The following is an 18,469-nucleotide window of genomic DNA, read 5'->3' as shown; positions in this document are numbered from 1 at the left end:
CGTGGGCCTCGCCTACGAATCTTTATAGTAGATGTGTACGAGCAGGCTTCCTTCTACCTGGGTGCTTCCCGGCTGGGGAAGCACCTTGCTGCCGTCCGGCACATGGATACTGGTGCTTTGCTGCGTGTTCTTGCTGATGGCGATCACTTTGACAGAATCGGAAGACCCTGCCTGGGCTACACGACGCTCGTCTTTCTGCAGCCGGATCGGTAGCTGGTAGTTGATCGCGTCGATAAGTGCGTCCTGCAGTAGAACGACGAATTGGCTCTCCAGTAAATAGAGGTAAGAAATCTGGTCCGGTGTGAGCAAAAACCGTTGCTGCACCCACTGGTGCAGAGACTTGCCAATGAGCATCTGCTCGTAAGCCTGGTCCTGGACAGATGAGTGGTATAGATCCAATTGCCATTGGTCTACGCCGGAAGGGGTAAATTCATATCTTTTCATATCGTATAAAAGTTTATAATGGATCGATCGATCAGAGGCAAAAATAACACAGCCCAAATAGGATCAGAAATAAATCCGGTACTTTTGCGCGAACGGTCTAGGAGCTGACGCGAATGATCGCAGAAATGCGCTTCTACGCTTGTTTTAACGACCCTAGTTTCCGCAAAAGAAAAATATAAATTGCAAGTTACTTGAAATATTTTTGTGATGTTTTACTGTTTTTCGTTAAATTTGACTACTTAACCGACTGACCAATAGGTTTCGATTATGGAAAAAAATGGCTTGTTCGAAAAATCTTTTTTTGGCTCATGGTATGGTAAAGTGCTGGGCATTCTGTCGATGGCGCTCGTCGCTTCTGCATTGATTACGTTCTATGCGACACGCCTGCCGATGCTCCAGAGCGTAGGCACGGGGCCTCATCTGTTTACCCTATTATTTACATGGTTGCTCATGGTGCCCGTTGTGTGGGTGGTCGCCATCGTTGTTTGCCGCTTGGATAGGTCTGCATACTTTCAGCGGAACGAGCTGGCGCGCTGGCTGCTGCAGGCAGCGCTCTTGTGTGTTATACTGCCGACGGTTATCCTGTATGCGGTTTATTTTATTTACAGCCGCTTTCTGGGGGCGAATTTATGGGAGCACGATTATGTGAACCGCGATTTTGTGGTTGTGGTGTTCTGTGTCATCATGGAGCAGGTGTTTTTTGAGTTTCGGAAGAACAGGATCCGCATTGAAAGGCTGTCAGAGGCGCTCGCTACGGCGGGCGCGAGGGAGAAGAGCCTCCTAAGCCGCATCGAATTATTGGAGCCCAAGCTTGCCAACACCAAGCGCGATGCCGTGAAGCTGCGGGCTTGGCTGCTCGAGCTGACACAGCCCATTTACGTCCGCCTGGACGGAAAGGAGTTTGTTCCGGTGCCGGTCGTGCGGGCAGACTCCGTCTATATCGATAAGGTTTTTGCGGGGCAGAAGATGCTGCAGGCTGGTCTCCCCGGTGGGCATGTCGGCGAGGTGCGGGAGGATTCTCTGCAGGAAATCGGCAGCCGGTTTCCGTTCTGGATGGTTAAGCTTAAACGGAGCCTGCTGGTGCCGCTGATGTCCATTCGCGCCGTCGGATATGCTTCTGGAGTGCCCTATGTACAGCTTTTCGGCGAGGACAGGAAGGTCAAGGTGTCGGCATCTACCCTGAAAGATATCAAGGAGCGGATAACGGCGTACCGGAACGCGCTTGGATCAGATACGCCGCCGGGTGCGCTGGACTGGCTGCATACTTTGCTGCCTGATGGCAGCGACGACGAAGACCGCTCCTAAGGTGCCTAGCGCATCCGCGCGTAGATCTCGTTCACAGGCAGGCCGTAGTAATCGGCAAACTCCTGGACCGTCAGCTCCTGGTGGCGGAGACGGCCGTAAGCGTCTTTTACTTGGTTATAGCGTCTGCTAGCCTGCCGCAGACTGACGTTCAGAATATAAGCGATATCTTTCGGCGTGATACACAGCCGGGGGGATTTTTCGTGCATGGGTTCATAATCTGAGGGTTGTCGTGGCCAATAAGTGGTATGGCCGGACAACCATGGTTAGACAATGATTCTCCGGTCGGCATGACACCTCCTATCGGTACGCCCGCTGCGGCAAATAAGGCGGCATGTATACGTCCAAAATGCCTGTCGCATACCGGCGACGGATACCCCTATATGAAGAAAGTTAATAACGACATTAAAACAACAGGAGTTACATATTTGTTTCATGGTTTTTTGTTTTTTCTATGAACTATTGGTTAACTAGTCGCTAACCGTGATATACGGCCTGACCAGCAAACCGTCGATCAACTACCACAGAAGTACGGTGCCCGGTATATCTCCCGTACCTCTCTAGTACCTTTCTGGTACCTCTGTAGTACCTCTGTAGTACCTTTTCAGTACCTTTTCCGTACACTCGCTGTACACTCCCCGTACACTCTGCGTACCTTTTTTGCAGTCAGGTGTATCACCTTTTTTGGACATTTTGGTCGTTTTTAGACATTTTGGTCGTTTTTGGACACTTTGGTCATTTTCGGACATATCAAGACAAAAGAGGACATTTTCGCCATATCCGGACATTTTGGACAGAAGTTATTTTTTGCTGTTGCACCTTTGGATTGTCATAACAAATAATATCATGGCAAAACAAGAAAGTTTAGTAAAGATTAGAGGAACGATCGGGGATCTTTCCTTTAGCAAACACCGCGAAAGAGGGTACGAGGTGCGCATGAAGGGCGGCGTAGACAGGGCGCGTATCATGAGCGATCCAAACTTCGAACGTACGCGTGAAAACATGAGCGAGTTTGCCTCGGCCACACAGATGGCCAAAGTGATCCGCCTGCAGCTGAATAACCTGAGCAGGGGCGTGGCAGACAAATCCTTCCGCAACCGGCTTGTGTCTACGGTATATCGCATCCAGAAGGCCGATACAGTGAGCCCCCGCGGGCAGCGGACCTTCCGGCCGGAAAACTCCGGACAGCTGAAGGGTCTGGAGATCAACGGAGCGAGCAGCCTGCGGTTTATGTTCGGCGGCGATCTTCCCACAGCGTACGACCGGTCGTCGGGCGAGGTGACATTGAACATCCCGGAGTTCAACCCGCGTGAGAAAGTCACCTTGCTCGAGGGAGCCACACACGTACAGTTTACGCTGGCAGCGGTAGAGCAGGCGCTGGATATGGACGACCTTCCGCGGCCCGAGGTGCAGCACTCCTCCTATATTCCGCTCATAGGGGTACATCAGGCCGAGACGATTCAGGTGAACCTGCCGCCCGCAACCGATAAGGTGGTCTATATCCTGGTCGGGATATCTACCTATCAGGAGGCGAATGGTGCATTCTACCCCCTGAAAAACAATCCGCACAACGCATTGACCATCGTTGACGTGGATCTGCCATAATCCATGATCCTTGGCGGGACACTCCGTCCCGCCTTATTGCTTACTAATTTATACGTAAATGAAGAATACACATACCCTGGTGCTCCGCCGGAAATACGGAGAACAGGGAACAAACGGAACCGTCACCTATCAGGGGCGGCACATCTGCCATACGATCGAGCTGCCCGACCGCAATAATATCCCCCGCATCAGCTGCATACCTGAGGGGCGCTATAAGCTGCAGAAGCGGCAATACCCGCGGCATGGCGAGCAGATCGGTATTCCGAATGTGCTGAACCGCGAGGCCATCCTGATACACCCCGCAAACAATGCCCTGAAGGAACTGCTCGGGTGCATCGCTCCCGTAACGGCGCTGACGGGCGAAGGGCAGGGGACCGGCAGCAGGGCGGCCCTGCAGGAACTGAAAGCGCTGGTATACGCGCTGTGGGACCAGGGAGACGACGTGTTTCTGGCGATTAGGAGTTGTGGTTAGTAGTTAGTATCAGGATGAAGAAGATAATCCGGAAGGTGCGTGATGCAGTGCAGGTGGTGCTGCTCGCACCGGTGAAACTGCCCGGCAAGGTGCTGGGCGTGCTGAAGTACGTAGCGCTGGGGCTGGGGATCCTGGAGACCGTGCTGGAGGAAGACGAAGGGCAGGAGTCGCCGCCCGCAGGAAAGGAGGAGGGCCATGAAGGCGCTGAATAACGTGCAGGCCGGAACGCTGGGCGGCACCCTCGTTTCGGTGTGGAGCAGCTTCGACTGGTCGGACATGATGAATACGGCGGTGATGGCGGTAGTCGGCGCTACCGTCAGCTACCTGACCAGCCGGCTCCTTGAAGGACGACGGCGGAACCGCCGCCGGTGATTGTTACCCCAATCATCGCGAGGAGGAATGACGACGCGATCTTAGCCGATATACGGGAGGATCGCGTCACCTTTGTTCCTCAGGTTTGTAAAGATGTAAAGTCGTTGTCGTCGGTTTGTAAAGTCGTGGATTTGTAAAGTCGTAAAGGGAGAGGCTGATAGCAGATGGCTAATGGCAGATAGCAGATGGCTATAAGCTATAAGCTGTAAAGTCGTCGGTTTGTAAAGTCGTAAATCGAAGGTGTAAAGTTGTTGATTTGTAAGCGGCCTAACATCTAACTCAGTTTCTCACTTCTCACTTCTGATTTCTCACTTCTAATATCTATTATGGCGGCCCGCTGACGCAGTCGAACCAATGCCGGTCCTTTCCCCACGCACAGGGCTGCCGTGGAATAGGATTTAGGTGTGTGAAGTCGTAAAGATGTAAAGTCGCGGGTCTAAGCACAACGATTGACCTCGTAGAGGTCATATCCCAATAGAAACCGGGCATTAATTTACACGACCCCGACGGGGTCGAATATCTTCGCGATAGGCATAGCGAGGTGAAAAACGCCTAAAAAGGGCATAAAACCCCGTCATCGAGAGGAGGAACGACGAAGCAATCTACCCCTCTAACTCCATCTAACTTTTCTCACTACTCAAATCTCACTTCTAATATCTCACTTCTCACTTCTAATTTCTCACTTCTCACATCCGTTCATCGCTAGGAGGAACGACGACGCGATCTTAAATGAGCCTTTTGATGCCGGAAGAAGCGCTTTTAATCGTAAATTTGCTAAACAGATTATAAATGCAAACAAATAGCTATGGCAACACTCTTTATCAAAAATATGGTTTGCAACCGCTGTATAATGGTGGTGCAGAATGAGTTAGATAAACTCGGCTTAAATGTTAAAAGTGTAAAGCTGGGCGAAGTTGCTCTCGCCGAAGAGCCAACTTCTAAACAAAAAGATGCGTTGACAGAAGTATTAGACGCGCTTGGGTTTGAGGTAATCGACGATAAAAAAAGCAGGATTATCGAAAAGATAAAAAATATCATTATTGATCTGGTTCACTACCAGGATAACGATACCAAAACCAACCTTTCTGATGTGTTGAGTGATAAGTTGCATCACGATTACAATTACTTGTCTAATCTATTTTCAGAGGTGGAGGGTACGACCATTGAAAAATATTTTATTGCCCAAAGGGTAGAAAAGGTAAAAGAACTGCTGGTGTATGATGAGCTATCGTTAAGTGAAATTGCCGACCGCCTAAACTATTCGAGTGTTGCTTACTTGAGCAACCAATTCAAAAAAGTAACAGGGCTTACCCCAAGCCATTTTAAACAGATCAAAGAAGACAAAAGAAAACCTTTGGATAAGGTGTAAGTAAATCTTACAAATCAAACCCATAATTTCATAATAGCCGGCCGGCAAATTGTTGCCAATTTTGTGTTATCAAGACAAAAGCAAAAGAGGATATGGCAACAAAAGATAAAAATACAGTTACACAGACTTTCCCTGTATTGGGGATGACTTGTGCATCTTGTGCAAGTAGCGCAGAAAGCATCGTGCAACATCAGGAGGGTGTTGTGAATGCTTCTGTAAATTTTGCAACGGGCAACCTTACCGTAGATTACCTCCCTGATACTACCAACGTTGAAATCCTGCAAAAAGCGGTGCAATCTGTCGGTTACGATTTATTAGTGGAAGAGGAGACCAAACAGCGGGAAACGTTAGAAGCTATCCACGAAAAGAAATTCAAAAGCCTAAAGGCCAGGACCATTTGGGCTATTATCCTGTCTTTACCCGTGGTCGTTATAGGAATGTTCTTTATGGATATGCCCTATGCAGATCCGATCATGTGGTTATTCTCAACCCCTGTAGTACTTTGGCTGGGCAAAGACTTTTTTATCAATGCGTGGAAACAGGCAAAACACCGTTCTGCCAATATGGATACATTGGTGGCATTGAGTACGGGCATTGCTTACCTGTTCAGCGTATTCAATATGCTTTTTGCAGATTTTTGGCATCAAAGAGGACTACATGCCCACGTTTACTTTGAAGCGGCGGCCGTAATTATCGCATTTATTCTCTTAGGTAAATTGTTGGAAGAAAAGGCGAAAGGCAATACTTCATCTGCCATTAAAAAACTAATGGGATTACAACCCAAAACGGTTATTGTGGTAGAAGCTGATGGAACAGAACGGCAGAAAGCTATTGAAGATGTAAACGCCGGTGATGTTATCCTTGTGAAGCCGGGCGAAAAAATTGCGGTGGACGGTATGGTAACATCGGGCGGCTCTTATGTTGACGAAAGTATGTTAAGCGGCGAGCCCGTACCTGTACTGAAAAAGGAAAACGAAAAAGTGTTCGCCGGGACGATTAACCAAAAAGGTAGCTTCCAGTTTAAGGCGGTAAAAGTGGGCAAAGAGACCATGCTTGCCCAAATCATCAAAATGGTGCAGGATGCACAGGGTAGCAAAGCACCTGTACAAAAATTGGTGGATAAAATCGCAGGTATCTTTGTTCCTGTCGTAATGAGTATCGCAGTTCTCACATTTATATTATGGTTCATTTTGGGTGGCGATAATGGTGTGGTACAGGGATTATTAGCGGCAGTTACCGTATTGGTTATTGCCTGTCCATGTGCATTAGGATTGGCAACGCCAACGGCTATCATGGTAGGTGTGGGTAAAGGAGCTGAAAAAGGTATCTTGATTAAAGATGCAGAGAGCCTTGAATTGGCGAAAAAAGTAAATGCCATCGTATTGGATAAAACAGGTACGATAACCGAGGGAAGACCGGAGGTAACAGGTATTCAATGGCTCGACAATGACGATATGACCGAAGATATTCTATTGAGCATCGAAAAGCAATCGGAACACCCATTGGCTGAAGCAGTAGTGAAAAAACTGCAAAACGTTTCTACAACTGTTTTGACCAACTTTGACAGTATTACGGGCAAAGGAGCGAAAGCTGATTATAACAACGAAACTTACTATGTTGGTAATAAAAAATTGTTAGCGGATAACAGCATCAGTATTGCCGATACTTTGCAACAACAAGCCGATGAGTGGGGCAAACAGTCCAAAACCGTTATTTGGTTTGCAAACAGCAAACAGGCTCTTTCCGTCATTGCCATTTCGGATAAGATTAAACAAACATCGGTACAGGCAATCAAGGAAATTCAGTATATGGGGATTGATCTGTATATGCTTACCGGAGATAATGATGCGACTGCCAAAGCTATCGCGGAGCAGACAGGCATCAAGCATTACAAAGCCGACGTATTGCCGCAGCACAAAGCCGATTTTGTGAAAGAATTACAAAGCAAAGGTAAAGTAGTGGCTATGGTTGGCGACGGTATCAACGACAGTACGGCTCTTGCGACCGCAGACGTAAGTATCGCAATGGGAAAAGGCTCGGATATCGCAATGGACGTAGCGAAGATGACCATCATTTCTTCCGATCTTACCAAGATACCACAAGCTATCCGCCTGTCAAAGCAGACTGTCGCGACCATCAAACAAAACCTGTTCTGGGCGTTCATCTACAACCTTATCGGTATTCCGATAGCCGCAGGTATTCTCTATCCTATCAACGGTTTCTTGCTTGACCCAATGATAGCAGGTGCTGCAATGGCATTGAGCAGTGTAAGTGTTGTAAGCAACAGTTTACGGTTGAAATGGAAAAAGTAAAACAGTAAATCTCACAAATCAAAGAAGAAATTGTACAACGATAGGCAATGATGTTCTGCCGAAATTTGTACTATCAAATAACAATTAAATTTTTATAAAATGGAAAACAAAGAGTTTCAATTCAAAACAAACCTTAATTGCGGAGGTTGTGTGTCAAAAGTTCAGTCTGATTTGGACAGTGCCGAGGGTATCTGCCATTGGAACGTTGACACGACCAATACAGATAAAATTCTTACGGTAAGTTCTAAGGGGATTACAGAAGACGAAGTGGTAGCTATCATCCAAAGCAAAGGTTTCAAAATCGAGCCGATAGCATAATAATTTCAGAATATCGGAGTAGCCAGTTCACTACTTCGATATTTGATAAAGAAGAAGCAGATATATGAATAAAAGTAACAGTAAATATCTATTGCCCCTGCTTGTTATTGCCACGGCGCAGCTTACCATTGTGATGGACGATTTTATTTCCAACATCGCTTTACCAAACATACAGCAGGGCTTGGGTATATCTGCATCCAATTTGCCTTGGGTAATCAACGCCTATATTCTGGCTTTCGGCGCATTGTTGCTTTTCGGCGGGAAACTGGGTGATATATTCGGGCGTAAGCTTATCCTACAGGTAGGCGTTGTGGTATTTACCATAGCGTCCATGTCAGCAGGTCTGGCACAAAACGACATATCCCTTATTGCCGCCCGGTTTATTCAAGGAACAGGAGCTGCAATGATAGCCCCCAATGTATTGGCATTGATTGCCGTTACCTTTCCACAAGGAAAACAACGCAATACCGCCTTGGCAGTATATGGTGCGATGTCGGGGCTTGGAATGATTATAGGGTTGCTGCTAGGCGGAGTGTTGACAAGCGCGTTCGGATGGCGCTGGGTTTATTTCATTACTGTTCCGATAGGCTTAGGAATCCTTGCAGGTTCTCGGAAATTAGTAGATGCAGAACGACAAAAAGGGAAATTGGACCTATTGGGCGCAGTAACAGGAACGCTGGGAATGGCATCGCTGGTCTATGCGATTACCAGAGCGGGGGAATATGGCTGGACGGATAGTGCCACGATAACATTCTTCATTACGGCTATGGTCGTGTTAGCGATATTTATCGCCAGCCAAGCCCGCGGCAAAGAACCGATGCTTCCGTTAAGCCTATTCAAAGACCGTAGCCGTTCAGGTTCGTATCTGGGAATGGTATTCCTGGCTTTTGCACCGATGGGTGTAGTGTATCTGTTGACATTGTATATGCAGATTGTTCTTGGCTTTAGTCCGTTGCAAACAGGTTTAGCTTGGCTTCCTTTCAGTGCGGGTGTTATTCTGGCAACAGCGATAATTTCGAAGTTGGTTGCCAAATTCCGCCCCCGGAGTATCGTGGCATTGGGAATGTTTATATGTAGCGGCAGCATGTTTTGGCTATCCACAGTCCATGAGCACACAGGTTATGCGGGACATCTTATGCCTGCGATATTTTTCGTAGCATTTGGGTTCGGAATGAGTTTTATTCCGTTAACGCTTGCAGCCGTTAATAAAGTACAGGCTCACCAATCCGGTATCGCGTCTGCATTGCTTAATGCATCACAGCAAATAGGTACGGCTCTTGGTCTTGCCATTTTATCGTCAATCGCCGTAACCGTATCGGCAAAGCAACTTCCCGATGCATTTTCCGTACTCCATCAGGCGCATGCTTCCCAAAACGATGGGCTTATCAGCGCAGCAAACAACGCTTTGATAAACGGCTATTCAGCCGCCCTTATAGTAGGTGCGTTTACACTTATCACTATCGGGGTTATCAGCTTTTTTGTCATCAATGCCAACGTTCAGCATGCGACGGGAAAACAATAAAAACATGGTCTATCTTAAATCAAGAATACAGAATGAAAAAAATATTTAAAACATCGGTAATAGCAGGTACAGTTGTTGCAGGCTTATTCCTTACAGCCTGTAATAACACACAAAATAAAAGATCAGATATGGAACAGCATCAGCACAGCCATAGCGACGGCATATATACCTGTCCTATGCACCCCGAAGAAACAGGAAAAAAAGGTGATAAATGCCCTAAATGCGGAATGGATTTAGTCCCCGTTTCCGATGAGAATGCCTCTAAAGTTGAGGTTAAACTGCATACGGAACCACAGACCATTGAAGCAGGAACATCAGCAAAATTGACTTTCGCTTTTCAGGAAAACAATAAGCATGTTCCGTTGGATATATCGCACGAAATGAAAGTCCATTTGATGATCGTGGATGAAAACCTTTCATGGTTCAGGCACATCCATCCCGAAGAACAGGCAGATGGTTCCTATACCATTGCCGAAACGTTTCCCAACGGTGGAAAATACATTCTTTTTTCAGACTTTAAACCACAGGGGGCAGCTTCCGTAGTGGATAAAAAAGAAATTATCGTAAAGGGAAGTTCCGATAGTAAGGCAGATTTCTCAACCAAACTTGTTTCCGTGGTGGACGGCTATACGGTGACACTTGAAAACGGAAAGGATTTAAAAACCAACCGTTCACAGGCATTGGAAATATCGGTTGTAAAAGACGGCAAGAAATTAACCGAAAGCGATATACAGCCATACCTTGCAGCAACTGCCCATATCGCCATGGTCAGTAAAGAGAATAAGGACTTTCTGCATATCCATCCCATATCAGACGACCGTTTTCCTATTTACGCCGAAACGCACATTAAGAAAACAGGTACTTACAGAATTTGGGTAGAGTTCCAGACGAACGGAAAAGTGCATACAGCAGACTTTACCGTAGATGTAGCGGAGGGCGAGAAGAATGCGCATGACGATGGGCATCACGGCCACCACGAGCATTAAATATAATTGATGTAGCAATGTGTATATGGAAGTCTTAAAATCTTTTGGAAACAAAAAAATCGGTTATATACCATTCGATACAATCATTTCATTTGATGATTTTCGGCTACCTTGTCGAAAATCAAAAGATTGCTACGTTGTTCTTTATGCAGAAAGCGGAAGCACCATAACTTCTGATTTTGTGGAATACAGAACTGAACGGGATACCCTGTTTTTTTTCAATATCGGACAACAGTTTCAGATCGGCAATAACAGCAGAGGTAAGCTGGTTTATTTCAATCCCGAGTTTTATTGTATTGCCTTTCACGATAAGGAACTTACCTGTGACGGCGTATTGTTCAATAATGTTTTTGAAACGCCCTCTATCGTCGTGGAAGAACATGAAAATGTTTCATTCAACAGGATAATGGACGAGATTAAGCAGGAACTCAGCAAGGAAGATTACTGGACAGAAGAAATGTCGAGAACGAAGCTGAAAGAACTTATCATCACGGCAAGCAGAGCTTGGCTTGATCGAACGCCTGACCAAAAAGGTCTTGGTACAATAGAAGATGAACTAAGCAGAAAGTTCAGTCAATTGGTAGAAACCAATTATCACAAACTGCACAGCGTCTCAGAATATGCAGCGCTACTCCATATCAGCCCAAAGACCTTAAACCGAAAGATCGTAAAGGAAAAAGGAACGTCGCCCAATACATTTGTCAAAAACAGGATTATTCTTCAGGCAAAGCGTCTGCTTGCCCACACAGACCTTTCGGTAAAGGAAATTTCTGCCCAGCTTGGATATGACGACCAATCTTATTTTGTCCGTTTTTTTAAAATACAAACAGAGAAATCACCTCTTGAATTTAGGAAAACAGCAAGCATATATTAAAGGTAGGGCGAAATATGCTATACTATGAGAAGTATCTCCATTGTCTGGAGGTGGCCCTTGAAGTACCTTTGTATGTATAATGTTTAATCAAATAATAGATATATGCAATCAAAGATTACAGCCGTATGGCAAGGAAGTTTTAAAGAGGGATCGGGAAAATTAGACGCAGCACATTCTTCTCTACACAATGTGACATTCGCCCCCGTTTTTGCGAAAAATGAAACCACAGCAATAAGCAATCCCGAAGAGCTTTTGGAGTCAGCCCATGCTACCTGTTATAACCTCACGCTTAGCTATATTTTGTCGCAAGCGGGTATCCGTGCGGAAAAATTGGAAACATCAGCCGAATTGACGTTGAAAAACAAAGTTATCACTAATTCAGACCTTACATTGACAGCTAAAATTCCAGACATAACAGAAGAACAATTCCAAGGCTTTGCTCAAAAAGCAAAAGAAATGTGTGCTGTAGGCAATGCGATCAAAGCCGAAATCAGCTTAAAGGCTACATTGGAATAGCATAAAGAAAGTCGTCTCCAAACGGCTTTCTTTTCATTAGCTATTTTATCAACTCAAAAACGTAAAACGATGACATTTCAAGAAATAATAATTCAGGACAAACCCATATTGATTGATTGTTTTGCCACGTGGTGTGGGCCGTGCCAAATGCAGGGCCAATCGTAGATGAAGTAAGGCAAAAGGATGGGAAAAAATGCTCCGGTTATTAAAGTTGATATTGATCAAAACGGGGAACTTGCCACACAGCTTCAGGTACGCAGTGTGCCTACTTTAATGATTTTAAAAATGGAGATTTAAAGTGGAGGCAGTCAGGGGGTTTCCGGCTTCAGCATTAATGGGCTTGATAGCAGAACAGTTAGCACCAAAAGTTTAACTTTGTATTTATGAAAGTCAAAGGACAAATGAACAAAAACTGGTAACCCGACATAGAAAAATGGAGCAACTTGAACATATAACAGAATTTAAATCATCGCCTGAATTAATTGGGAAGCTTTATGAATACAGCATACGAAAAGAGTATGGAGCAGGAACCGTTCTCTTGGATGAAAACGCCTACATACGTTCTATCCCCATTGTTACCAGAGGAACGCTGAAAGTTATGCGAACAGATGAAGACGGCAAAGAAATCCTGCTCTATTACATCAGATCCGGAGAAAGCTGTATTATGTCCTTTTTGGGTGGTATGCACAACGAAACAAGCAAGGTAAAAGCCGTAGTGGAAGAAGATGCCGAGGTTCTTTTTCTGCCTATGGATAAAGTATCCTTGTTCATTAAGGAATATCCGCAGTGGCTGGATTATATTTTCCGTTTGTACCACAAGCGTTTTGAGGAACTGTTGGAAGTAGTCAACGATGTCACTTTTAAAAAGGTCGATGAGCGATTGTTATCTTTATTATACAAAAAACAGGAACTTACGGGAAGCAATATTTTAAACATAACGCACGAACAATTAGCCAATGAGCTGGGTACTGCCCGAACCGTTGTATCACGCCTTTTAAAGCAATTGGAAGACATGGGCAAGGTGCAGCTGGGCAGAAACAAAATCATCCTTGTGTGACTAAAGTAACTGTATAGGATTTGAAATTGATACAATTTTGCAGTATCAATTTCAGACATCTTATGGACATAGCAGGTTACTTGGCATCAATTTTTGTAGGAATAGCATTAGGGCTAATCGGCGGTGGCGGCAGTATTCTTACGGTTCCGATGCTGGTTTACTTGTTTAGCCTCGATGCAGTACTGGCTACCGCTTATTCTCTTTTTATCGTTGGTGCAACGAGTGTGGTCGGCTCGTTTTCTTATTTCAAAAAAGGATTGGTTAATATCAAAACAGCTATCGTTTTCGGTATTCCGTCCATAGCCGCCATTTTTCTGACAAGGCATTACATTCTGCCTGCTATCTCGCAGCACGTCTTTACTATCGGGAGCTATACCGTAACCAAAAACATTTTACTGATGTTGCTCTTTGCCGTACTGATGATTGTAGCATCGTACAGTATGATAAAGAAAGACGACGGGAAGTCAAATGAAGAAGCCCCGAAAAGGCAATCACTCAACTACTTCCAAATTCTGATGCAGGGAATTTTTATCGGGGTGATTACGGGGCTGATTGGAGCAGGTGGCGGTTTCCTCATAATACCTGCTTTGGTAAACCTGCTGAGGCTACCGATGAAAACAGCCGTGGGCACATCATTGGTTATCATTTCCATCAATTCATTAATGGGCTTTTTATTTTCCCTGTCGCATACTTCCGTGCAATGGAGATTTTTATTGAGCATTGCCGCTATTGCCATTATCGGCATCCTGATAGGCAGCTATCTTTCTACGAAAATAAAGGCGAACAGATTAAAGTCCGCTTTCGGTTGGTTTGTGCTGGTAATGGGGATTTATATAATCATTAAAGAAACCATACTAAAATAATTTCCTTATGTGACCAAAGTAGCTGTAGGATAAAAATAAGTAACGGAAATTTGCAGTATAAAAGAAATAATGAATCATAAAAATAAAGGACTATGTTTTTTCAGCACGTATATGATAGAAGTTTGGCACAGGGCAGTTATATAATAGGCTGTCAGGTAACTGGTGAAGCAATCGTAATAGATGCCCAAAGGGATATTGACGTATATCTCGACATTGCAAAGCAAAACAATTTGCGGATTACGCACATAGCCGAAACCCATATACACGCCGACTTTCTGTGCGGTTCAAGAGAGCTGGCGGCAGTAATCGGGGCAACAATGTACCTTTCGGACGAGGGCGGCAAAGACTGGCAATATCAGTTCCCGCACAAGGGACTGAAAGACGGTGATGTGATTAAAGTAGGTAACCTTACATTGGAGGTCATGCACACACCTGGTCACACGCCCGAAAGCATCAGCTTTTTGCTAACGGACCATCCGGCAACGGACGAGCCCGTTATGGTATTCACAGGCGATTTTGTTTTTGTAGGCGATATTGGTCGTCCTGATTTACTGGAGAAAGCCGCAGGGCTTATCGGTACAAAAGAAGCCGGAGCCAAACAGATGTTCCAATCGTTGAAAAAGTTTGCCGCATTGCCGGAATATGTGCAGGTATGGTCGGCACACGGAGCAGGTTCAGCTTGCGGAAAGGCTTTGGGAGCGGTACACAGTTCTACCGTAGGTTATGAAAAAATCCGTAATTGGGCGTTCCAATATGGCGAAGACGAAAAAGGCTTTACCGATTACCTTTTAGCAGACCAGCCAGAACCGCCTAAATATTTTGCAATGATGAAGCACCTCAATAAAGTGCCACGTACTTTATTGGTTGAAGTGCCGAAACACCCGAAATTGAGCAAAGAGCAGTTTATTTCCGCCTATGAAAAAGGTATCAGGGTGATAGACACCCGCAATAAGACGGATTTTGCCAATGGCTTTATTCCCGGAAGCCTGAACATTCAAGGCAATAACTCATTTTCTACGTGGTGCGGTTGGCTGTTGAACTATCAGGAGCAGTTTATATTGGTAGCTGATGACAGCCGGATGGAAGACTTGACCCGTAAACTGATGCGTATAGGCTTGGACAACATTTATGGCTACATTTCAGAGGTAAACGATTTGGGTATAGAACTCCAGACGGCAGATGTGATTTCCTTAGACGAATTTAAAACCAACATCGGGCAGGAAAATGTACAGATAGTAGATGTTCGGGGCGCATCAGAATATGAAGCGGGACACATTGAGGGAGCAGATAATGTCTTTGTGGGAACCTTGCCGGACAATCTGGATAAAATCAGTAAGGACAAACAGGTAATCATCCACTGCCAGGCAGGCGACCGCTCGGCGATAGCTTATTCCATCCTTACCAAGAACGGCTTTGAAAACGTAAAGAACTTTTCGGGCGGTATGACAGAATGGTTGGCAGCCAATGGTAAAACAACGGGTTTTGCCTGCACCGATGCTTAAAATATGAATAATGGGATTTTTTCGACCTGTCGGAGAGAAGTCAATTCCCCAAGACAATTCGTATGGCAAAGGAAAATGTTAAGCTAATTATCATCACAATAACCGTAATAACAATGTTTGGAATTTTCAAAAATATGTTTGCACCGACAGACGACGGCGAATTGAAAGAAGCCGTAAGCAATGGTGCGTTTTTAGTGGATGTTCGCACACCTGCCGAGTTTTCCGCAGGCAGTGTGAAAGGAGCGGTAAACATTCCGCTGGATAAAGTCTCAGGCCAATTATCCAAATTCAAGGGCAAGAAAAATATTGTTGTCTTCTGCCGGAGCGGAAACCGGAGCGGACAGGCAAAAAGCATTTTGGAACAGAACGGTTTTCGGAATGTGACCAACGGTGGAACGTTGCAAAATGTAAATCAGGAACTTAATAATAAATGATGAAAGCTTTTTGGGACGAACGATATAGCGGAAAGGATTTTGTATATGGAGAAAATCCAAACGAATACCTAAAAGCGAAACTAACGGAGCTACGTAAGGGTAAAATCCTACTACCCGCAGAGGGAGAAGGAAGAAATGCCGTATTTGCTGCAAAATCAGGCTGGATGGTTTCAGCCTTTGACCAAAGCACTACTGGAAAGAAAAAAGCGGAGAGATTGGCTCAAAAAAACGAGGTAGCAATCGACTATACTATTTCAGATTTGGAAGATATCCGGTATCCCGAAAATTCATTTGATGTATTGGCTTTGGTGTATGCACATTTTCATTCGGAAAAAAGAACGGCATACCATCAAAAATTAAGCACTTATCTAAGGAAAGGTGGTACACTCATTTTGGAAGCTTTTGGGAAGCGTCACATGGAAAACCAAAAGATAAATCCAAATGCGGGTGGGCCGAGGGACGTAGCAATGCTTTATAGACTGGAGGAATTAATGTCCGATTTTGAGGGGTTTGAATTTCTTGAAGCTATCGAAACGAAAACGGAACTGAATGAGGGGAAGCATCATCTGGGAGAGGCCGATGTGGTAAGAATTTTCGCCATAAAAAAATAGTATGTAGGTGCAACGGTATATAGTATATGCCTTTTTAGTATCAACACTCTTAAACGGAAAAGACGATGAAAAACTATTTGAAGAATTGGAATTTTATGCGGGTGCTGCGTTTGGCGTTGGGTATCATTATTATTGTACAGGGTATCATGGCAAACGCATGGTTGCTCGTGGGATTGGGCGGTCTGTTCTCCCTGATGCCTTTGATGAATATGGGTTGTTGCGGTGTATCAGGTTGCAATACACCTGTTCCGAGAAGTAATAAAAAAACAGAAGATATCACGTATGAGGAAGTTCGGTAAAAAGCATCTGTCCACCCTGATAGGCATGACAATCGGTGCAGTCGCAGGCTATTTATATTGGAAGTTTATCGGATGCAACACGGGTAGTTGCGCCATTACTTCCAACCCGGTAAACAGCACCTTGTATGGAGCCGTAATGGGTGGGTTTCTATTATCAACATTTAAAAAAGACAAAAAGCAATATGACGTTTCAGGAAATAATTAACAGCGACAAGCCCGTATTGGTAGATTTCTTTGCCGAGTGGTGCGGACCCTGCAAAATGATGTCGCCCATTCTCGAAGAATTAAAAGGGCGCATTGGCGATAATGCAAGTATCATTAAAATTGATGTGGACAAGAACCCACAGGCAGCAGCTGCTTTTCAGGTACGTGGTGTACCTACGCTCATTATATTTAAAAACGGTGAAATACGCTGGAGGCAATCGGGCGTTTTTCCGGCAAATGAATTAGAAAGGCTAATTAACGAAAACAGATAAAAATATAAATGTTAGAATTTTTGAAACAACCGTTGCCTTGGTACGTTGCAGGCCCGTTGGTCGGGCTTACCGTACCAATACTTTTAATCATCGGTAACAAATCATTCGGTATCAGTTCCTCACTACGGCATATATGTGCCTCGTGTGTACCTGCCAACATTCCGTTCTTTAAGTACGATTGGAAAAAAGAAACGTGGAACCTGTTCTTTGTATTTGGTATATTTTTAGGCGGAGCCATCGCCATAAACCTGTTGTCCAATCCCAACCCTGTTGAGATCAATCCGAAATTGGCAGAAGAATTGGCAGGTTACGGCATTACCAGCTATAACAACCTAATCCCTGAAGACATCATCAATTGGCAGTCTTTATTTACGCTGAAAGGTTTTATCCTGATGGTAGCCGGAGGTTTTTTGGTAGGCTTCGGCACACGCTATGCAGGAGGCTGTACAAGCGGACACGCCATTATGGGTTTGTCTAATTTACAGTTGCCCTCGCTGATTGCCACCACTTGTTTTATGATTGGCGGTTTCATTATGGCAAACCTCATTTTACCGATTATTCTTTCACTTTAACCCCAACAAGAAATGCAACAAAATTCAGATACAGAAAAAGATTTACAGCTTCGTGAGTTAGATGCGATGTGTGTAAACGAAAGCCGTCTGGAACACAAATGGTATCACAACCTGAAATACCTGGTCATCGGAATACTGTTTGGTATCGTCTTCGTAAAATCGGAGGTAGTCAGTTGGTATCGCATACAGGAAATGTTCCGATTGCAATCGTTCCATATGTACGGTATTATAGGGAGTGCGGTCTTGACAGGTATGATTTCCGTTTTCCTGATAAAGAAATTCAATATCAAAACCATCTACGGCGAACCCATTAAGATTGCTCCAAAAACATTCAACAAAGGACAAATCTACGGCGGTCTGATTTTCGGTCTGGGCTGGGCAATGACCGGAGCTTGCCCCGGCCCGTTGTTCGCACAGATCGGGACAGGTGCAACCGTCATTGCAGTTACGTTATTGAGTGCGATTGCAGGTACTTGGGTGTACGGTAAATTAAGAGAGAAACTTCCCCACTAAATAACAGTTATGCATAGGTTATACACATTACCCCCCTTTACTTAGCGCAA

24 protein-coding genes and 1 pseudogene are annotated in these 18,469 nt (G+C 44.9%); 23 read left to right on the top strand and 2 right to left on the bottom strand.

All coding sequences use genetic code 11. The features are described 5' to 3' along the window. Positions 1-12 precede the first annotated feature (12 nt). The gene (locus tag BC792_RS13915; protein ID WP_148909621.1) at positions 13-444 is read right to left on the bottom strand and encodes a hypothetical protein; all 432 of its coding nucleotides are present in this window, start codon (positions 442-444) and stop codon (positions 13-15) included. Positions 445-711: 267 nt separating this feature from the next. Between BC792_RS13915 and BC792_RS13910 the strand changes: the two genes are divergently transcribed. Next, entirely contained in the window at positions 712-1,749 is a 1,038-nt protein-coding gene (locus BC792_RS13910) for a hypothetical protein (protein ID WP_148909620.1), read from the top strand. Between the two features lie 5 nt (positions 1,750-1,754). Here the strand turns inward: BC792_RS13910 and BC792_RS13905 are convergent, their stop codons facing one another. Then, the gene (locus BC792_RS13905) at positions 1,755-1,955 is read right to left on the bottom strand and encodes a hypothetical protein (protein ID WP_148909619.1); all 201 of its coding nucleotides are present in this window, start codon (positions 1,953-1,955) and stop codon (positions 1,755-1,757) included. Positions 1,956-2,592: 637 nt separating this feature from the next. On the opposite strand from BC792_RS13905, the gene BC792_RS13900 reads away from it, so the two are divergent. From BC792_RS13900 to BC792_RS13800, 22 genes and pseudogenes are all read left to right on the top strand, one after another. After that, positions 2,593-3,351: a hypothetical protein gene (locus BC792_RS13900; protein ID WP_148909618.1), complete on the top strand. Its 759-nt coding sequence runs from the start codon at positions 2,593-2,595 to the stop codon at positions 3,349-3,351. 58 nt (positions 3,352-3,409) lie between these two features. Further along, a complete protein-coding gene (locus BC792_RS13895) occupies positions 3,410-3,823 on the top strand; it encodes a DUF5675 family protein (protein ID WP_148909617.1) in 414 nt (137 codons plus the stop codon). A gap of 14 nt (positions 3,824-3,837) precedes the next feature. Further along, on the top strand, positions 3,838-4,035 hold the full coding sequence (locus BC792_RS13890) for a hypothetical protein (protein WP_148909616.1): 198 nt from the start codon (positions 3,838-3,840) through the stop codon (positions 4,033-4,035). Next, positions 4,019-4,195: a hypothetical protein gene (locus BC792_RS18380; RefSeq protein ID WP_170250039.1), complete on the top strand. Its 177-nt coding sequence runs from the start codon at positions 4,019-4,021 to the stop codon at positions 4,193-4,195. The genes BC792_RS13890 and BC792_RS18380 overlap by 17 nt, the downstream gene beginning before the upstream one ends. Positions 4,196-5,000: 805 nt before the next feature. Beyond that, positions 5,001-5,564: a helix-turn-helix domain-containing protein gene (locus BC792_RS13885; RefSeq protein WP_148909615.1), complete on the top strand. Its 564-nt coding sequence runs from the start codon at positions 5,001-5,003 to the stop codon at positions 5,562-5,564. Between the two features lie 92 nt (positions 5,565-5,656). Beyond that, positions 5,657-7,876 carry a heavy metal translocating P-type ATPase gene (locus BC792_RS13880; RefSeq protein ID WP_148909614.1) on the top strand — a complete coding sequence of 740 codons (2,220 nt, stop codon included), beginning with the start codon at positions 5,657-5,659 and terminating at the stop codon, positions 7,874-7,876. Between the two features lie 99 nt (positions 7,877-7,975). After that, positions 7,976-8,194 carry a heavy-metal-associated domain-containing protein gene (locus BC792_RS13875; protein WP_148909613.1) on the top strand — a complete coding sequence of 73 codons (219 nt, stop codon included), beginning with the start codon at positions 7,976-7,978 and terminating at the stop codon, positions 8,192-8,194. Positions 8,195-8,258: 64 nt separating this feature from the next. Further along, entirely contained in the window at positions 8,259-9,716 is a 1,458-nt protein-coding gene (locus BC792_RS13870; protein ID WP_148909612.1) for an MFS transporter, read from the top strand. A 32-nt stretch (positions 9,717-9,748) separates the two neighbouring features. Beyond that, entirely contained in the window at positions 9,749-10,702 is a 954-nt protein-coding gene (locus BC792_RS13865; RefSeq protein WP_246155079.1) for a heavy metal-binding domain-containing protein, read from the top strand. Positions 10,703-10,883: 181 nt separating this feature from the next. Next, positions 10,884-11,576, top strand: a complete 693-nt coding sequence (locus tag BC792_RS13860) for a helix-turn-helix domain-containing protein (protein ID WP_170250038.1) — start codon at positions 10,884-10,886, stop codon at positions 11,574-11,576. Between the two features lie 102 nt (positions 11,577-11,678). Next, positions 11,679-12,092: an OsmC family peroxiredoxin gene (locus BC792_RS13855; RefSeq protein ID WP_148909610.1), complete on the top strand. Its 414-nt coding sequence runs from the start codon at positions 11,679-11,681 to the stop codon at positions 12,090-12,092. Between the two features lie 69 nt (positions 12,093-12,161). Next, positions 12,162-12,389 (top strand): annotated as a pseudogene (locus BC792_RS13850) (thioredoxin family protein). 136 nt (positions 12,390-12,525) lie between these two features. After that, entirely contained in the window at positions 12,526-13,149 is a 624-nt protein-coding gene (locus BC792_RS13845; RefSeq protein WP_148909609.1) for a Crp/Fnr family transcriptional regulator, read from the top strand. A 62-nt stretch (positions 13,150-13,211) separates the two neighbouring features. Beyond that, on the top strand, positions 13,212-14,012 hold the full coding sequence (locus BC792_RS13840) for a sulfite exporter TauE/SafE family protein (protein WP_148909608.1): 801 nt from the start codon (positions 13,212-13,214) through the stop codon (positions 14,010-14,012). A gap of 92 nt (positions 14,013-14,104) precedes the next feature. Further along, positions 14,105-15,514, top strand: coding sequence for an MBL fold metallo-hydrolase (locus BC792_RS13835; protein WP_148909607.1), 1,410 nt, complete (start codon positions 14,105-14,107; stop codon positions 15,512-15,514). Positions 15,515-15,627: 113 nt separating this feature from the next. Further along, a complete protein-coding gene (locus tag BC792_RS13830; protein WP_148909606.1) occupies positions 15,628-15,948 on the top strand; it encodes a rhodanese-like domain-containing protein in 321 nt (106 codons plus the stop codon). Next, the gene (locus tag BC792_RS13825; protein ID WP_246155076.1) at positions 15,945-16,559 is read left to right on the top strand and encodes a class I SAM-dependent methyltransferase; all 615 of its coding nucleotides are present in this window, start codon (positions 15,945-15,947) and stop codon (positions 16,557-16,559) included. Before BC792_RS13830 ends, BC792_RS13825 begins: the two co-directional genes overlap by 4 nt. A gap of 65 nt (positions 16,560-16,624) precedes the next feature. Beyond that, positions 16,625-16,858 (top strand): hypothetical protein, encoded by a 234-nt coding sequence (locus tag BC792_RS13820; RefSeq protein ID WP_148909605.1) that lies wholly within the window; start codon positions 16,625-16,627, stop codon positions 16,856-16,858. Beyond that, positions 16,842-17,063: a DUF6132 family protein gene (locus BC792_RS18630; RefSeq protein ID WP_148909604.1), complete on the top strand. Its 222-nt coding sequence runs from the start codon at positions 16,842-16,844 to the stop codon at positions 17,061-17,063. The genes BC792_RS13820 and BC792_RS18630 overlap by 17 nt, the downstream gene beginning before the upstream one ends. After that, entirely contained in the window at positions 17,041-17,334 is a 294-nt protein-coding gene (trxA, locus tag BC792_RS13810; RefSeq protein ID WP_013666847.1) for a thioredoxin, read from the top strand. Before BC792_RS18630 ends, trxA begins: the two co-directional genes overlap by 23 nt. Positions 17,335-17,342: 8 nt before the next feature. Next, positions 17,343-17,906 (top strand): YeeE/YedE family protein, encoded by a 564-nt coding sequence (locus BC792_RS13805; RefSeq protein WP_148909603.1) that lies wholly within the window; start codon positions 17,343-17,345, stop codon positions 17,904-17,906. A gap of 12 nt (positions 17,907-17,918) precedes the next feature. Next, complete coding sequence (locus BC792_RS13800) at positions 17,919-18,419, top strand: DUF6691 family protein (RefSeq protein WP_148909602.1); 501 nt, start codon at positions 17,919-17,921, stop codon at positions 18,417-18,419. Positions 18,420-18,469: the final 50 nt, after the last annotated feature.

Source organism: Sphingobacterium allocomposti (assembly GCF_008124885.1).
GTDB lineage: Bacteria > Bacteroidota > Bacteroidia > Sphingobacteriales > Sphingobacteriaceae > Sphingobacterium > Sphingobacterium allocomposti.
This window is presented reverse-complemented; position numbering and strand designations above follow the sequence as displayed.

What these genes read in the sequence shown, in the direction of transcription:
- BC792_RS13915 (WP_148909621.1), bottom strand. Translation starts at nt 444, where the DNA reads ATGAAAAGATATGAATTTACCCCTTCCGGCGTAGACCAATGGCAATTG.
- BC792_RS13910 (WP_148909620.1), top strand. Translation starts at nt 712, where the DNA reads ATGGAAAAAAATGGCTTGTTCGAAAAATCTTTTTTTGGCTCATGGTAT.
- BC792_RS13905 (WP_148909619.1), bottom strand. Translation starts at nt 1,955, where the DNA reads ATGCACGAAAAATCCCCCCGGCTGTGTATCACGCCGAAAGATATCGCT.
- BC792_RS13900 (WP_148909618.1), top strand. Translation starts at nt 2,593, where the DNA reads ATGGCAAAACAAGAAAGTTTAGTAAAGATTAGAGGAACGATCGGGGAT.
- BC792_RS13895 (WP_148909617.1), top strand. Translation starts at nt 3,410, where the DNA reads ATGAAGAATACACATACCCTGGTGCTCCGCCGGAAATACGGAGAACAG.
- BC792_RS13890 (WP_148909616.1), top strand. Translation starts at nt 3,838, where the DNA reads ATGAAGAAGATAATCCGGAAGGTGCGTGATGCAGTGCAGGTGGTGCTG.
- BC792_RS18380 (WP_170250039.1), top strand. Translation starts at nt 4,019, where the DNA reads ATGAAGGCGCTGAATAACGTGCAGGCCGGAACGCTGGGCGGCACCCTC.
- BC792_RS13885 (WP_148909615.1), top strand. Translation starts at nt 5,001, where the DNA reads ATGGCAACACTCTTTATCAAAAATATGGTTTGCAACCGCTGTATAATG.
- BC792_RS13880 (WP_148909614.1), top strand. Translation starts at nt 5,657, where the DNA reads ATGGCAACAAAAGATAAAAATACAGTTACACAGACTTTCCCTGTATTG.
- BC792_RS13875 (WP_148909613.1), top strand. Translation starts at nt 7,976, where the DNA reads ATGGAAAACAAAGAGTTTCAATTCAAAACAAACCTTAATTGCGGAGGT.
- BC792_RS13870 (WP_148909612.1), top strand. Translation starts at nt 8,259, where the DNA reads ATGAATAAAAGTAACAGTAAATATCTATTGCCCCTGCTTGTTATTGCC.
- BC792_RS13865 (WP_246155079.1), top strand. Translation starts at nt 9,749, where the DNA reads ATGAAAAAAATATTTAAAACATCGGTAATAGCAGGTACAGTTGTTGCA.
- BC792_RS13855 (WP_148909610.1), top strand. Translation starts at nt 11,679, where the DNA reads ATGCAATCAAAGATTACAGCCGTATGGCAAGGAAGTTTTAAAGAGGGA.
- BC792_RS13845 (WP_148909609.1), top strand. Translation starts at nt 12,526, where the DNA reads ATGGAGCAACTTGAACATATAACAGAATTTAAATCATCGCCTGAATTA.
- BC792_RS13840 (WP_148909608.1), top strand. Translation starts at nt 13,212, where the DNA reads ATGGACATAGCAGGTTACTTGGCATCAATTTTTGTAGGAATAGCATTA.
- BC792_RS13835 (WP_148909607.1), top strand. Translation starts at nt 14,105, where the DNA reads ATGTTTTTTCAGCACGTATATGATAGAAGTTTGGCACAGGGCAGTTAT.
- BC792_RS13830 (WP_148909606.1), top strand. Translation starts at nt 15,628, where the DNA reads ATGTTTGGAATTTTCAAAAATATGTTTGCACCGACAGACGACGGCGAA.
- BC792_RS13825 (WP_246155076.1), top strand. Translation starts at nt 15,945, where the DNA reads ATGATGAAAGCTTTTTGGGACGAACGATATAGCGGAAAGGATTTTGTA.
- BC792_RS13820 (WP_148909605.1), top strand. Translation starts at nt 16,625, where the DNA reads ATGAAAAACTATTTGAAGAATTGGAATTTTATGCGGGTGCTGCGTTTG.
- BC792_RS18630 (WP_148909604.1), top strand. Translation starts at nt 16,842, where the DNA reads ATGAGGAAGTTCGGTAAAAAGCATCTGTCCACCCTGATAGGCATGACA.
- trxA (WP_013666847.1), top strand. Translation starts at nt 17,041, where the DNA reads ATGACGTTTCAGGAAATAATTAACAGCGACAAGCCCGTATTGGTAGAT.
- BC792_RS13805 (WP_148909603.1), top strand. Translation starts at nt 17,343, where the DNA reads ATGTTAGAATTTTTGAAACAACCGTTGCCTTGGTACGTTGCAGGCCCG.
- BC792_RS13800 (WP_148909602.1), top strand. Translation starts at nt 17,919, where the DNA reads ATGCAACAAAATTCAGATACAGAAAAAGATTTACAGCTTCGTGAGTTA.